Origin of the sequence: Amycolatopsis ponsaeliensis, assembly GCF_030182635.1 — a bacterium.
Taxonomy (GTDB): domain Bacteria; phylum Actinomycetota; class Actinomycetes; order Mycobacteriales; family Pseudonocardiaceae; genus Amycolatopsis; species Amycolatopsis ponsaeliensis.
On sequence record NZ_JAPZLD010000051.1, the window covers coordinates 53,154 to 66,629 of the forward strand.

Below are 13,476 nucleotides of genomic sequence, written 5' to 3' on the forward strand. Positions count from 1 at the left end.
ACACCGTCACTCTCGTCTGCGGGTCCCACGACGGCGTGGTCGCCTGCGTCCCCGCGCACCGTGCCCGGCCCTACCTGACGGCCGTGGTCACAACCGGTCCAGCTCCGCTCGGACCTCGGCCGCGCGCTCCTCACCGCCGTACTCCCGCATCAGCTCCAGCGCGTCCGTGAGCACCTCGCGCGCGCGGTCGCGGTCCGCTCGGCCCAGGTGCGCGCGGCCCAGCTCGGCCAGCGTCATCGCCTCGTACAGCCGGACGCCCGCCTCGCGCCAGAGGTCCGCGCTCCGGCTCAGCTCCTCGACCGCGACGTCGAACCGGCCCAGCTCCCGGTGCACGATCCCGATCCGCATCCGGCCGTACGCCGTCCCGCGGACGTCGCCGCTTTCTTCGCCGACGGACACCGCTTCGGTCGCGTACGCCAGCTCACGCGCGCGGTCGCCCTGGCGTCCGTACAGCACGGCGAGGTTGACCAGGTTGAGCGTCTCGACGTACCGCAGCCCGAGCGACCGGTTGAGCGCCAGGCTCCGCTCGCCGAAGCCGATGGCCGCGTCGACGTCGTCGCCGAGGCCGTAGACGAAGCAGAGGTTGTTGAGGATGCCCGCCAGCTGACGCTCGTCGCCGATCGCCTCCCAGTCCGCGAGGCTCCGGCGGAGGAACGCGTGCGACCGCCGGAAACCCGCCGCTTCACCGCCGCTCGCCAGCTCGGCCTCGGCGACCCCGAGGTCGTTGCGCAGCGTCGCGGCCGCGACCGGGTCGACGCCGTCGACCAGCTCGAGGGCGACCTCGTCGACCTGGATGGCGTCCCGCCAGCGTGCCCGCGCGCGGTGGTATTCGTACAGGCCGAGCCCGACGGCGGCGATCGCCTCGGGCGGCACCCCGGGTGTCGCGGCGGCCTGTCGCACGACCGTGACCAGGTGCGCTTGGTGCCGGTCGAGCCAGGCGAACACCTCCTCGGCGGACGCCGGTCCCGCGTCCGCCCACCGCCCGGCCGCCCAGTCGTGACGGTGCGAAGCCGCCGAAACGAGCCCCATGCTCTGCCACGCCATCGCCGCGCAGAGCTCGACGACGCGGGTGATCGCCGCGGCCCGCTCGCCCGCCGGCAACCGCGCCGCGTGCTCCCGCGCGAAGAGCCGGAGCAGGTCGTGCAGCCGGTACCAGCCCGGCGCGGGCGTGGTCAGGAGGTGCTCGTCGGTGAGCCGCTCCAGCAGCGCCTCCGTCGCCCGCTCCGGCGCGTCGAGCAGCCGGCTCGCGACGGGCACCGACAGCTCCGGGACGTCGAGCAGCGACAGGAGCGGGTACGCGCGGGCCGCGGTGTCGTCCAGAGCGCCGACGGCGAGGGCGAAGCTGGTCCGGACGCCCGTCTCGTCGAGGCGGCGGCGCTCGTCGTCGAGCCGGTGCGCGAGGTGGGCGACGGGCCAGCGCGGCCGCGTCGCCAGGCGGGCGCCGACCAGGTGCAGCGCCAGCGGCAGGTAGCCGCACAGGCGTGCCACGTTCCGGGCGGCGGTGGGCTCGGCCGCGACGCGCTCAGCCCCGATCTCGGCCGCGAGCAGGCGCAGCGCGTCCGCCTCGGGCAGGACGTCGAGCAGCACCTGGTGCGCCTGCGGGAGGTCGGTCAGCGCGACGCGGCTGGTGACGATCGCCGCCGAGCCGCCGGCCCCGGGCAGCAGCGGCGCGACGTGGGCGGCGTCGCGGGCGTTGTCGAGCAGGAGCAGGACGCGCTTCGGGGCGAGCAGCGTCCGGAAGCGGGCCGACGCGGAGTCGAGCGACAGCGGTGTCGGCGGCTCGCCCCCGAGTTCGCGGATGAGCCGGTCGAGCAGGTCGAGGGGATCCGGCGGGTCGGCGGCGTGGCCGCGCAGGTCGAGGTGGAGCGAGCCGTCGGGGAAGCGCCGGGCGAGGCGGTGGCCGGCTTCGAGGGCGAGCGCGGTCTTCCCGGCGCCCGCCATCCCGGCGATGGCGACGACGCCGCCCTGCCGGGGTTCGCCGAGCAGACCAAGGATGCGGTCCAGCTCGGCTTCGCGGCCGGTGAACACGGCGATCCCGCCGGGCAGCTCCCGCGGGACGGCATCCGCATCCGCGCGAGCGGGACTCCCGGGCCGCGCGGCCGCGGCGGCGAACTCCGCGCGGTCGTCGCCGGCGAGGCCGAGGGCGTCGGCGAGCCGGTCGAGGGTGTCACGGTGCGGGTAGCGCCGATCCCCGCGTTCGAGCGCGCCGATGGCCTGGCCGCTGAGGCCGGACTTCTCGGCGAGCGCCTCCTGGGTCAGCTCCGCAGCGCGCCGGAGCCGGCGCAGCGTCGTGCCGAACGAATCCATCCCCGCCTCTCCTCCCCGGATGAGGATCACATGGCGGGGTGGGAGGGCGCCAGACGCCGGAGTGACGGAGGTTCGCCGGCTGTCCCGGTGAGCGGTGCTCGCTTGGGCGGCTCGGACCTGCTCCTGTTGCTCACGCCGGCAGTGGGCGGGCCGGGTTGAGCCGCCGACACCGGGCCAGGCCGGGTCAGGCCACCGGCAACGCGCCGAGCGAGGTCGGACCGCCGACAGCGGGCCGAGCCGGCAACCCGGCCGCGCCCACTCTCCACCACCGAGCATTGTCGCCGGGGATCGTATCGCTTATCGTATACGACACTGCTCCCCTCTCGATGCTGCGAGGTGACCCCGTGCCCGCCCCCACGACTCTCATCGCCCGTGACTTCACCGAGTTCCGTACCGCCGTCTCGCAGTCGTTCGTCCCCCTGCACGTCACCGACGGCCGGGATGGCTTCCGTGGCCGGATCCGCTCGTCGGCCGCCGATGAGGTGCAGGTCTCCGAGGTCACCGCGTCGCCGCATGTCGTCGAACGGACGCCTGAGCTCATCGGGCGCGGCGAACGCCGGTACTACAAGCTCAGCCTCATCCTCGCCGGCACCAGCCTGCTCGTGCAGGACGGCCGCGAAGCCGTCCTGCGCCCCGGTGACGTCGCCCTCTACGACACCCACCGGCCCTACTCGCTCGTGTTCGAAGAGGACTTCCGCACCCTCGTCGTGATGTTCCCGCAGCGCCTGATCGACCTGCCCGCCGAGCTCGTCGGCCGGCTCACCGCCGTGCGCATGTCGGGCAAGGAGGGCGTCGGGAACGTCGTCGTGCCGTTCCTCGCCCAGCTCGGCGGCAACCTCGACCAGCTGGCCGGCCCGGCGGGCGCGCGGCTCGCGCACAGCGCCGTCGACCTCCTTTCCACGCTCGTCGCCACCGAACTGGACCTGGCGAACGAAGACCCGCACCACGAGCTGATGCGCCGGATCCGCGCGCACATCGACGCGAACCTGTCCTCGGCCGACCTCGGCCCGGGGCGGATCGCCGCCGAGCACTTCATCTCGACGCGGCACCTGCACGGCCTCTTCCAGGAGCAGGGCACCACCGTCGCCGGCTGGATCCGCACGCGCCGGCTCGAACACTGCCGCCGTGACCTGCTCGACCCCGTCCACGCCGGCCGCCCGGTCGCGGCCATCGCCGCGCGCTGGGGGTTCGTCGACGCCGCGCACTTCAGCCGGGTGTTCAAGAGCGCGTTCGGCCGGGCGCCGAGCGAGCTGCGCCGGGAGTTGACCGTCAGCGACCGGTAGTTGCCCCGCAGCGCGTGACCGCTCGCCGGGCCGCTCGCCCCGCCCGACGATGAGGCCATGCCCGAAGCCCCCACCGACGGCTGGCGCACCTACGACGAGTTCGCCGCCGGGATCGCCACCTACCGCCTGCCGGACGCCGACCTCACCGGCCGGGACGTCACGATCACCCTCGACGACGGCGAAGTCCTTTCCCTGAGCTTCAAAGACGCCGAGCACGTCGTCTGCAACGGCGTCGAAGACCCGTACGACGCGGTCGCCGTGCGCGACGACGTCTTCTTCGTGAACCTGCCGCTCACCAGCGTCGACGGCGAAGCGCTCACCGTCGTGTACTCGACGACGTCCCATCGCGCGCTCGCCGTCCGCTCGGTGATCGGTGCGGAAGACGTCGTTCCGCGCGTCTCCCAAAGCTTCCAGTCCGGTGTCACCGACGGCGGCCCGCCCTCCGGCGTCGCGCCCGGGCCGTCGCGCGACCTCATCGGCAAGCGCAACCTCTACCGCTACAGCCCTGAACACCTCTACGAGCACGTCTACATCTCGTCGGAGCGCTACGCGTGGCAGTGCCTCGAAGGCGTCCAGCGCGGCCACGGTGATATGGACCTCTCGACGGTGTGGAAGTTCGCCGACGGCCTCTACCTGTTCTGCTTCCGGGAGTTCCGGATCGCCGTGGCGAGCGTGTGGCTGCACGACCTCGGCCACGCGCTGCGCACCACCGGCGTCTTCCTCGGCCTCACCGGCGACGGCCGGTCCGAGCACTCCCGCGCCGGCGGGCACATCTACCCGCTGGGGTCGGTCGCCTATCCCGACGCCCAGCCCGTCTGAAGGAGACCCCCTATGTCCACTGTGGACGTGATCCGCGCGCACTACGCCGCCAGCGACCGCGGCGACCTGCCCGGCATGCTCGCCCCGCTCGGCCCGGAGACGACGTGGACGGAGGCCGCGGGCTTCCCCTACGCCGGCACCTACACCGGCCCCGACCAGGTCCGGAGCCACGTTTTCGAACCGATCGGACGGGACTGGGACGGCTACCGCTTCACCCTCGCCGATCTCCTCGACGCCGGGGACACCGTCGTCGGCGTCGGCACCTACACCGGCACCCACCGCCGGACCGGCCGGTCGTTCACCGCCCGCGTCGCGCACTTGTGGCGCTTCGACGGCGGCGACGTCATCTCGTTCGAGCAGATCGTCGACTCCGCGCCCGTCGTGGCCGCGACCCGGGAGCAGTCATGAGAAAGATCCTTCCCGCCCTGGCGGCCGCCACTCTCCTCGCCGCGGGCTGCGCCGGGTCCGGCGCCGGCGCGGACGGCCCGATCGTCGTCGGCTCGGTGAACGCGCTCAGCGGCGCGGCGACCTTCCCGGAGGCCTCGCAGGCGGCCAAGGCCGTGTTCGACGCGGCCAACGCCGCCGGGGGTGTCAACGGCCGCAAGATCGAGTACAAGGCGATCGACGACAAGGGCGACCCGGCGGCAGCCGCGGCGGCCGCCCGCGAGGTGGTCGGCGGCGACGAGGGCGTCGCGCTCGTCGGGTCGTCGAGCCTGATCGAGTGCGAGATCAACGCGAAGTACTACGAGCAGCAGAAGATCCTGTCCGTGCAGGGCATCGGCGTCGACCCGGCGTGCTTCTCCAGCCCGAACATCGCGCCGGTCAACGTCGGGCCGTTCCACGACATGACGCTCACCCTGCTCTACGGCTCGGAAACGCTGAAGCTGAACGACATCTGCGCGCTGCTGGAGATCGCGGGCAACACGCTCCCGGCGTACCAGGCCGCGATCGACGAGTGGACGAAGATCACCGGCAAGAAGCTCAAGTACCTCGACGCGACCGTGCCCTACGGTGGCTCCGACTACACGTCCTACATCGTCAAGGCGCGCGCGGCGGGCTGCAAAGCGATCACCGTGAACCCCGTCGAGCCGGATTCCATCGGCCAGCTCAAGGCCGCGCAGGCGCAGGGCTGGAACGACGTCACCTGGCTGCTGCTGACCAGCGTCTACAGCGAGAACTACGCGAAGGCGATCTCGAACGCCGGCGCCGGGGTGTACGTGCCGGCGGAGTTCTACCCGTTCACCGACGCCGGCAGCCCGCAGACGAAGGACTGGCGCGACCTGATGACGAAGAACAAGATCCCGCTGACGTCGTTCAGCCAGGGCGGTTACCTGGCGGCGAAGTACTTCCTCGACGTCCTCAAAGGAATCCAGGGTGACATCACGCGCGAGTCGGTGACGAAGGCGCTGCGCGAGATGAAGCCGGTCAGCGACCCGATGGTCGGCACGCCGTACGTGTTCGGCCCCGCGCAGGCACACCACGACAACACCGCCGGGTGGCCGATCAAGCTCGCCACCGGCACGAACAAGTGGGAGCTGGCCGGGCAGGACTGGCTCCGGATCCCCCAGTCCTAGGAGGACGTCCATGCTGCAGGGCGCTCTGGCCGGTCTCGCCGCCGGCGGCCTCTACGCGGTGCTCGCGGTGTGCCTGACGCTGATGTCGCGCCTGGTGCGCGTGGTCAACTTCGCGCAGTCCGCCACCGGGATGTTCGGCTGTTACGTCGCAGTGTTCCTGTCGGTCCACTTGGGACTTCCGGAGTGGCTGGCCACGGTGGCCGGGATCGTGCTCGGCGGTGCGCTGAGCGCGGTCCTCGGCTGGATCGTCTCGACCTGGCTGGCCGAGGCGGACACCGGGACGCGCTCGGCGGTGACCGTCGCGGTGCTGCTGTTGCTGATCTCCCTGGCGTTCATCCTGTTCGGGAACAAGCCGCAGCCGTTCCACCCGCTGCTGGCCGGGCCGGCGTTCACCCTCGGCGGCGTGGTGATCAGCCAGGTCACGGTGGTCACCGTCGCACTGGCCGTGCTGGTCGCGCTCGGCTGCCGGGTGGTGCTGGCCCGCACGACGCTCGGCGTCCGGCTGCGCGCGCTGTCCGAGCGGCCCACGACGGCGGAGCTGCTGGGCATCCCGGCCCGGCCGCTGTCGGTCGGCGTCTGGACGGCGACCGGCGTGATCGCCACGCTCGCCGTCTCGATCGTCGCGCCGTCGCAGTCGAACGACCCGACGTCGCTGGCCATGCTGGTGGTCCCGGCGGCCGCGGCCGCGCTGCTCGGCGGCTTCCGTCGCCTCGACCTGGCCGTGGCCGGCGGGCTGGTGCTCGGCATGGCGCAGGGCGCGGTCGCCCAGTCCGACCGGCTGTCGGTGCTGCGGTACTTCCTCCCGTTCCTGGTCATCGTCGCGCTGCTGCTGTGGACGCAGCGCAAGGAGGTGTGGGATGCGGCTCGCTGAGCGGTTCCTGCCGCTGCTCGTCGCGGCCGCCGCGATCGCGGTCGGCTACGCGCTGAGCGTCGGGCTGGCCGGGTACTTCGTCTACCTCGGCGTCAGCGCCGTCGTCGCGGCGATCGCCCTGCTCGGGCTCGGCGTCGTGACCGGCACCGCCGGGATGGTCTCGCTGTGCCAGCTCACGTTCGGCGCGGTCGGCGCGTTCGTCGTCTCGGCGTGCAACGTCGCCGGCGTGCCCGGCGGGTTCGTCGTGTGGCTCGTCCTGGGCGGGCTGGCCGCCGCCGTGGCCGGCGTGCTCGTCGGGCTGCCCGCGCTGCGGCTGCGCGGGATCACGCTCGCCGTCGTCACCCTCGGGCTCGCCGCGGCCGCCGACCTCACGCTGGTGCAGATCCAGTTCCCCGGCGCCACGGAAGGGCTCCCGGTCGAGCGGCCGGAGGCGTTCTCCGACGACCGGTCGTACTTCCTGTTCGCGGTGCTGGTCCTGGTCGCCTGCGGGTTGCTCGTGCACTACCTGCGCCGTGGCCGCTGGGGCAGCAGCTGGCACCTCGTCGCGTTCTCCGAGCGCGGCACCGCCGCGGTCGGCGCCGGCGTGCGGACGTCGAAGCTGACGGCGTTCGCGGTCAGCGCCGCGCTCGGCGGCGTCAGCGGCGGCCTGCTCACCGGCCAGGTCGGCCTCGCCTTCCCGGCGAGCTTCACCGCGATCCAGTCCCTCGCGCTGTACGTGCTGGCCGTCATGTCCGGCGCGCACCTCATCGACATGGCGGTGTTCGGCGCGCTGCTCTGGGTCGCGGTGCCGGAGCTGCTGAAACGCTGGGGCGTGCCGCAGGACTGGGGGTTCGTGATCTTCGGCGTGCTCGGCATCCAGGCCCTGGCCGGGCGCGGCAACCTCGGCACGGCCGTCCGGAACCTCGTCCACCGGCGCCGGTCCCGCGGACCGGCCGGGGCCTGCCTCACGGACATCGCGGAAGCCGAGCCGCTGCCGCCGGGCGAGCCGGTGCTGGAGGTGCGCGGGCTGAGTGTCCACTTCGGGCACGTCAAGGCACTGTCCGAGGTGGACATCGTGGTGCCCGAGCACGGCATCCTCGGCGTGATCGGGCCGAACGGCGCCGGGAAGTCCACTTTGGTCGACGTCGTCAGCGGCTTCCTGCCGCGGGCGACCGGGACCGTCACGCTGGACGGCCGTCCGCTGACCGGCTCGCCCACCCGCCGGGCCCGGCGCGGGCTGCGACGGACGTTCCAGCAGGACCGCGTCCCACCCGGGCTGACGGTCGGGGCGTACGTCCGGTTCGTCGCCCGCCGACGGCTCTCCGGCACCGAGGTCGCCGACGCGCTGGAGTTCTTCGGCTGCCCGCCGGCGCGGACCCCGCTGTCCCGGGTGGACGCCGGCGCGCGACGGCTCGTCGAGGTCGTCGGCCACCTGCTGGCCCGGCCGCGGGTGCTGCTACTCGACGAACCGGCGGCCGGCCTGCCGCACGAGGAGCACGTGGCGTTCGGACGGCGGCTGCGGCAGGTACCGGCCCGATTCGGGGTGTCGGTGCTGCTCATCGAGCACGACCTCGACCTGGTGCGGTCGGTGTGCGACCGGCTGACGGTGCTCGACTTCGGCGAGGTGCTGGCGAGCGGTCCGCAGGCGGACGTGCTCGCCGACCCGGCGGTCCTGAAGGCGTACATGGGCGAAACGGAGCTGCTGTGACGGCGTTGCGTGTCGACGGGCTGACGGTGAAGCGCGGCGCGGGCCCGGTGATCCGGGACGTCGGGTTCACGCTCGAGCCCGGCCGGATCACGGCACTGGTCGGGCCGAACGGCGCCGGCAAGACGAGCCTCCTGGAAGCCGTGTCGGGGGTCGTGGCGCCGTCGGCGGGCCGCGTCCACGTCGGCGACGTCGACATCACCCGGCATTCGCGGGTGGCGCGGGCGCGGCTCGGGCTGGCGCACATCGAGCAGGGCCGGGCGGTGTTCCCCGGGTTGACGGTGCTGGAGAACCTCCGCCTCACCGCGCGCACGCCGGCCCGGCTCGATGACGTGCTTTCCCTCTTTCCCGAACTGGACAAGCGCCGCGACTCCCCCGCGGCGCTGCTGTCCGGCGGCGAGCAGCAGATGGTCGTGCTGGCACGGGCGTTCGCGGCGCGCCCGGCGTTCCTGCTCATCGACGAGATGTCGCTGGGACTGGCCCCCGTGGTGTTCACCAGGCTGCTGCCGGTGGTGACGCGCTTCGCGGCCGAGGGCGCGGCGATCCTGCTGGTCGAGCAGTTCACGCACCTGGCTCTGGGCGTGGCGCAGGAGGCGCTGGTGGTGTCGTCGGGCCGGGTGACGTACGCGGGCGACGCGCAGACGCTGCTGGACTCGCCCGCAACGCTGCACGCCGCCTACCTGGGCACCTGACGCCTCACATCCCGGCGCGCTCGAAGGCCAGCGTCGGGAGGTCGACGCAGTGGGCGCCGCCGTCGGCGACCAGGACCGCGCCGGTGATGTACGACGACTCCGGCGAACCCAGGAACCGGACCACCGCGGCGATCTCCTCGGGCTCGGCCGGGCGGCGCAGCGGGACCTCGGCCGTCACCCGGCGGTAGCCCTCGTCGTGGCCGCCTTCGAAGCCGGCCGCCGCCGCGAACTGGTCCATCTCGCCGTCCGCCATGGGCGTGCGGACCCAGCCGGGGCACACGGCGTTCGCGCGCACCCCGCGCGGCCCGAAGTCGCGGGCGATCGAGCGGGTCAGGCCGATCAGGGCGTGCTTGGCCACCGTGTACCCGGCGACGTTCGGCCCGGCGAACAGCCCGGCCAGCGACGACACCACCACGATCTGCCCGCCCGTCCCGACCAGCGCCGGCAGCGCCGCCCGGCACAGGACGAACGCGCTCGACAGGTTCGAGCGCAGCGCGAGCTCCCACTCGTCGTCGCCGGTGTCGGCGACCGAGGACAGGCCGTGCCCGCCGGCGTTGGCGACCACGACGTCCAGCCGCCCGTACCGGCCGACGATCTCCGCGATCGCCTGCTCGGCGTCGGCACGCACGCTCGCGTCGCACGCGATCACGTGCGCGCCGGTCTCGGCGGCGACCCTCTCCAGAGGCTCGCGACGCCGTCCCAGCACGACGACCCCATCGCCTTCGCCCGAGTAGCGCCGGGCGACCGCCGCGCCGATGCCGGTGCCGCCGCCGGTGATGGCGACGACCCTTGCCGATGTGTCCACTGTGGATCCTTTCCTAGGCGGGGAACGCCGAGCGGGCCGACATCCCGAAGTCGGCCAGCAGGGCTTGGCCGTTGACCGGCCGGGAAGCGGGGGACGCGAGGAACAGCACTTGCCGGGCGACGTCTTGGGCCTGCTGCACGGGGAACGCCGGGTCGTCGAGGACGTCACCGAGGTCGCCGCGCGCCATCGGCGTGTCGACCACCGAGGGGCACACGCAGTTGACGCGGATCCCCGGGACCTCGACGGCCAGCGCCCGGGTCATGGCGACGACGGCACCCTTGGACGCGCAGTAGGGCACCATGCCCGGCGCGGCGGCGAACGCGGAGTCGCTGCCGAGGAGAACGACCGAGCCGCCGTCGCTCAGGTGCGGCAGCGCGTGCTTGACCAGCAGGAACTGCCCGGTGACGTTGACGGCGAGCACGGCGGCCACCTCGGCGGCGGTGGTCTCGGCGAGGGGTTTGCCGACGGGCCCGGAGACCCCGGCGCACCCGACGACGACGTCGAAGCCGCCCAGCCGGCGGGCGAGGTCACCGACCGCGGCAGCCAGGGCGGGCTCGTCGGTGACGTCGGCCCGGACGAACCCACCCTCGACGGCAGGCCCCGGCGTCCGGTCGATCACCCCGACCCACGCCCCTTCCTCCTGGAACGCCCGCACGCAGGCCAGCCCGATCCCGGACGCCCCGCCGGTCACCAGCACCGCCTTCCCGGCCAGTTCGGTTCTCATGCGCCCATCCTCACTGCCGCCGCCCGCGCCGCGGTTGGCGTCGAGCGCAGCCTTGTTGTCCGCGGCCGCACGGGCGGTTCCGCGCGGCACGCCGGCGCGTGAGACTGTCCAGGGTGAGCACGCCGCACCCCCTCGACCCGCTGACCGCCGCCGAACTCTCCGCCGGCCGCGCGGTCCTCGCCGCCGCCGGCCTCGCCGACGGCCCGATCCGGTTCCCCCAGGTCGTCCCCCTCGAACCCGCCAAGGACGAACCGCACCCCGGCCGGCGGATCCGCTACACGCTGCTCGACACCGCCACCGGCCGCGCCGGCGAAGCAGTCGTCGACGTCACCGAGCACGAACTGGTCTCCTGGGACGACTGGGCCACCGCGGACGGCCAGCCGTCCTACCTCTTCGAGGAGTACGAGCTCGCCGAGCGGCTCACGAAGGCGTCCGAGGGCTGGCAGGCCGCGATGGTCCGCCGCGGCCTCGGCGACCGTGTCGAGCACGCCTTCTGCGCGCCCCTGGCTCCGGGCTACTTCGGCCGCGAGGACGAGACCGGCCGCATCATGCGCTCGCTGACCTTCCTGCGCGAGGACGAAGGCGACAGCCCGTGGGCGCACCCGGTCGAGGGCTTGGTCGTGCACCTCGATCTCACGCGGCAGGAGGTCCTGCGCGTCGAGGACGCGGGCGACGTCCCGGTTCCGGCCGAGCCCGGCCTCTACACCGGGATCCCCGCCCGGACGACGCAGCGGCCGATCGAGATCACCCAGCCCGCCGGCCCGAGCTTCACCGTCGACGGGACCGAGGTGACCTGGGAGGGCTGGCGCTTGCGCGTCGGCTTCAACGCCCGTGAAGGCCTGACCCTGCACCGGGTGAGCTTCCAGGACCGGCCGGTCCTGTACCGGGCCTCCGTTCCGGAGATGGTGGTCCCGTACGGGGACGTCGCGCCCGGCCGGTTCTGGATCAGCTACTTCGACGCGGGCGAGTACCAGTTCGGCAAGAACGGCAACGACCTGCGCCTCGGCTGCGACTGCGTCGGCGAGATCCGCTACTTCCCCGCCTGGGTCGCCGACGACCACGGCGAGCCGGTCGAGATCCCGCGGGCGATCTGCCTGCACGAGGAAGACGACGGGATCCTCTGGAAGCACACCGACCTCACCGGGACGCCGGAGGTGCGCCGCTCGCGGCGGCTCGTCGTCTCCTCGATCTCCACCATCGGCAACTACGACTACGGCCACTACTGGTACTTCCACCTCGACGGCACGATCGAGTTCGAGGCGAAGGCCACCGGGGTCGTCTTCTGCGGCGCCGGGACGCCGGGGCAGGACCAGCGTCACGCCACCGAGCTCGCGCCCGGGTTGTTCGCGCCGGTGCACCAGCACCTGTTCTGCGCCCGGCTCGACGTCGAGGTCGACGGCGGGCTCACCAGCCTGCACGAGGTGGACGTCGTGGGCGTGCCGACCGGCCCGGACAACCCGTACGGCAACGCGTTCACCTGGCAGAGCACGCCGTTGCGGACCGAAAGCGAGGCCAGGCGCCTCGCCGATCCGGCCCGCGCGCGCGTCTGGGAGGTCCGCAGCGCTTCGCGGGTGAACCGGCTCGGCAAGCCGACCGCCTACCAGCTCGTCCCGCGTCCGTCGGCGACGCTGATGGCCCAGCCCGAAGCGTCCGTGCACGCGCGGGCGACGTTCGCGACGAAGCACCTGTGGGCGACCCCGTACCGCGACGACGAGCGTTACCCGGCCGGCGAGCGGCCCGGCGCCCACCCCGGCGGCGCGGGCCTGCCCGCCTGGACGGCCGCGGACCGCGACCTCGTCGACGCCGACCTCGTGCTCTGGCACGTCTTCGGCCCCACCCACGTCCCCCGGCCCGAGGACTGGCCCGTGATGCCGGTCGACAAGTCCGGCTTCCTGTTCCGGCCGGCCGGCTTCTGCGACCGCAACCCCGCGCTCGACCTGCCCGCCGGCGACCACTGCGACCATTGAGGACACATGACCCTTTCGGACACCTCCACCTGGCTCCCGCTCGACGGCCTCGCCCCCGGGTTCGACGCGAACAAGGCACCGGTCGTCGGCGACCTGCACGGCCGCTCGTTCGTCCTGCGCACTGACGACGGGCCGGTCTTCACCTGGAACGGCACGGAACCCGGCGAAACCTTCCTCGTCGACGACGGGCTGTACTACGTCCAGCCGGACCCCGGCGACGCTCGCGAAGCCGTCTCGCTGGTCCTCGACGTGCGCGACGGCCGCGCCCTCGTCATCACCACCCGCATCGGCGACACCGGCACCCCGCGCGTCACCCAGGAGTTCCGGCCCGCGACGATCGACGGCATCGAGGTCCGCGGCGAGGCGATGGCGCCGAGCACCGCGCTGATCGGCCGGCGGGTGCTGTGGGTCTACAGCGAGCAGCACGCCTACGAGCACGTCTACCTCAGCCCGCACTGGTACACGTGGCAGTGCCTGGCCGGGCCCGAACACGGCCTCGCCGACACCGACGAGAACACCGTGTACCGGGTGCGGCCGGGGATCCACGTCTTCACCTGGCGGGAGAAGGTGATCCCGTGCGCGTCGGTGACGATCGCCGACCACCGCGACGCCCGCGGGCTGCGCTCGCACGGTGTCCTCTTCGGACTCGGCGCGACCGGCGAGCGGGCGGCGCACTTCACCTTCGGCGCGCACGGACGGCTGCTGAGCACCACCGTCCACCCCGGACACCTCGACCCGGCGGAGAGCTGA

12 protein-coding genes are annotated in these 13,476 nt (G+C 73.3%); 9 read left to right on the top strand and 3 right to left on the bottom strand.

Annotation, left to right across the window (positions count from 1 at the left end; translation table 11 throughout):
* Positions 1-87: 87 nt before the first annotated feature.
* The gene (locus QQ657_RS46540; RefSeq protein WP_284748826.1) at positions 88-2,307 is read right to left on the bottom strand and encodes an ATP-binding protein; all 2,220 of its coding nucleotides are present in this window, start codon (positions 2,305-2,307) and stop codon (positions 88-90) included.
* 326 nt (positions 2,308-2,633) lie between these two features.
* On the opposite strand from QQ657_RS46540, the gene QQ657_RS46545 reads away from it, so the two are divergent.
* Genes QQ657_RS46545 through QQ657_RS46575 form a run of 7 tightly spaced genes read left to right on the top strand, consistent with a single transcriptional unit; the run spans position 2,634 to position 9,230 of the window.
* On the top strand, positions 2,634-3,590 hold the full coding sequence (locus tag QQ657_RS46545; RefSeq protein ID WP_434056851.1) for an AraC-like ligand-binding domain-containing protein: 957 nt from the start codon (positions 2,634-2,636) through the stop codon (positions 3,588-3,590).
* A 57-nt stretch (positions 3,591-3,647) separates the two neighbouring features.
* Positions 3,648-4,409 (top strand): MoaF C-terminal domain-containing protein, encoded by a 762-nt coding sequence (locus QQ657_RS46550; protein ID WP_284748828.1) that lies wholly within the window; start codon positions 3,648-3,650, stop codon positions 4,407-4,409.
* A 12-nt stretch (positions 4,410-4,421) separates the two neighbouring features.
* Positions 4,422-4,817, top strand: a complete 396-nt coding sequence (locus QQ657_RS46555; RefSeq protein WP_284748829.1) for a nuclear transport factor 2 family protein — start codon at positions 4,422-4,424, stop codon at positions 4,815-4,817.
* Complete coding sequence (locus QQ657_RS46560; protein ID WP_284748830.1) at positions 4,814-5,983, top strand: ABC transporter substrate-binding protein; 1,170 nt, start codon at positions 4,814-4,816, stop codon at positions 5,981-5,983. Before QQ657_RS46555 ends, QQ657_RS46560 begins: the two co-directional genes overlap by 4 nt.
* 10 nt (positions 5,984-5,993) lie before the next feature.
* A complete protein-coding gene (locus QQ657_RS46565; protein WP_284748831.1) occupies positions 5,994-6,854 on the top strand; it encodes a branched-chain amino acid ABC transporter permease in 861 nt (286 codons plus the stop codon).
* Positions 6,841-8,541 carry a branched-chain amino acid ABC transporter ATP-binding protein/permease gene (locus tag QQ657_RS46570; protein WP_284748832.1) on the top strand — a complete coding sequence of 567 codons (1,701 nt, stop codon included), beginning with the start codon at positions 6,841-6,843 and terminating at the stop codon, positions 8,539-8,541. Before QQ657_RS46565 ends, QQ657_RS46570 begins: the two co-directional genes overlap by 14 nt.
* Complete coding sequence (locus QQ657_RS46575) at positions 8,538-9,230, top strand: ABC transporter ATP-binding protein (RefSeq protein WP_284748833.1); 693 nt, start codon at positions 8,538-8,540, stop codon at positions 9,228-9,230. Before QQ657_RS46570 ends, QQ657_RS46575 begins: the two co-directional genes overlap by 4 nt.
* A gap of 4 nt (positions 9,231-9,234) precedes the next feature.
* Here the strand turns inward: QQ657_RS46575 and QQ657_RS46580 are convergent, their stop codons facing one another.
* Together QQ657_RS46580 and QQ657_RS46585 are read right to left on the bottom strand one after the other, a co-directional pair.
* Entirely contained in the window at positions 9,235-10,035 is an 801-nt protein-coding gene (locus tag QQ657_RS46580; RefSeq protein ID WP_284748834.1) for an SDR family NAD(P)-dependent oxidoreductase, read from the bottom strand.
* A gap of 13 nt (positions 10,036-10,048) precedes the next feature.
* Positions 10,049-10,759: an SDR family NAD(P)-dependent oxidoreductase gene (locus QQ657_RS46585; RefSeq protein WP_284748835.1), complete on the bottom strand. Its 711-nt coding sequence runs from the start codon at positions 10,757-10,759 to the stop codon at positions 10,049-10,051.
* 113 nt (positions 10,760-10,872) lie between these two features.
* Here QQ657_RS46585 and QQ657_RS46590 point away from each other — a divergent pair, with 113 nt between their 5' ends.
* Together QQ657_RS46590 and QQ657_RS46595 are read left to right on the top strand one after the other, a co-directional pair.
* On the top strand, positions 10,873-12,726 hold the full coding sequence (locus tag QQ657_RS46590; protein WP_284748836.1) for a primary-amine oxidase: 1,854 nt from the start codon (positions 10,873-10,875) through the stop codon (positions 12,724-12,726).
* Between the two features lie 6 nt (positions 12,727-12,732).
* A complete protein-coding gene (locus QQ657_RS46595) occupies positions 12,733-13,476 on the top strand; it encodes a MoaF C-terminal domain-containing protein (RefSeq protein WP_284748837.1) in 744 nt (247 codons plus the stop codon).

Bases quoted from the DNA above. Each gene is read 5' to 3' on its own strand.
- QQ657_RS46555 (WP_284748829.1), top strand. From the start codon at position 4,422: ATGTCCACTGTGGACGTGATCCGCGCGCACTACGCCGCCAGCGACCGC.
- QQ657_RS46595 (WP_284748837.1), top strand. From the start codon at position 12,733: ATGACCCTTTCGGACACCTCCACCTGGCTCCCGCTCGACGGCCTCGCC.
- QQ657_RS46550 (WP_284748828.1), top strand. From the start codon at position 3,648: ATGCCCGAAGCCCCCACCGACGGCTGGCGCACCTACGACGAGTTCGCC.
- QQ657_RS46565 (WP_284748831.1), top strand. From the start codon at position 5,994: ATGCTGCAGGGCGCTCTGGCCGGTCTCGCCGCCGGCGGCCTCTACGCG.
- QQ657_RS46540 (WP_284748826.1), bottom strand. From the start codon at position 2,307: ATGGATTCGTTCGGCACGACGCTGCGCCGGCTCCGGCGCGCTGCGGAG.
- QQ657_RS46585 (WP_284748835.1), bottom strand. From the start codon at position 10,759: ATGAGAACCGAACTGGCCGGGAAGGCGGTGCTGGTGACCGGCGGGGCG.
- QQ657_RS46560 (WP_284748830.1), top strand. From the start codon at position 4,814: ATGAGAAAGATCCTTCCCGCCCTGGCGGCCGCCACTCTCCTCGCCGCG.
- QQ657_RS46545 (WP_434056851.1), top strand. From the start codon at position 2,634: ATGCTGCGAGGTGACCCCGTGCCCGCCCCCACGACTCTCATCGCCCGT.
- QQ657_RS46570 (WP_284748832.1), top strand. From the start codon at position 6,841: ATGCGGCTCGCTGAGCGGTTCCTGCCGCTGCTCGTCGCGGCCGCCGCG.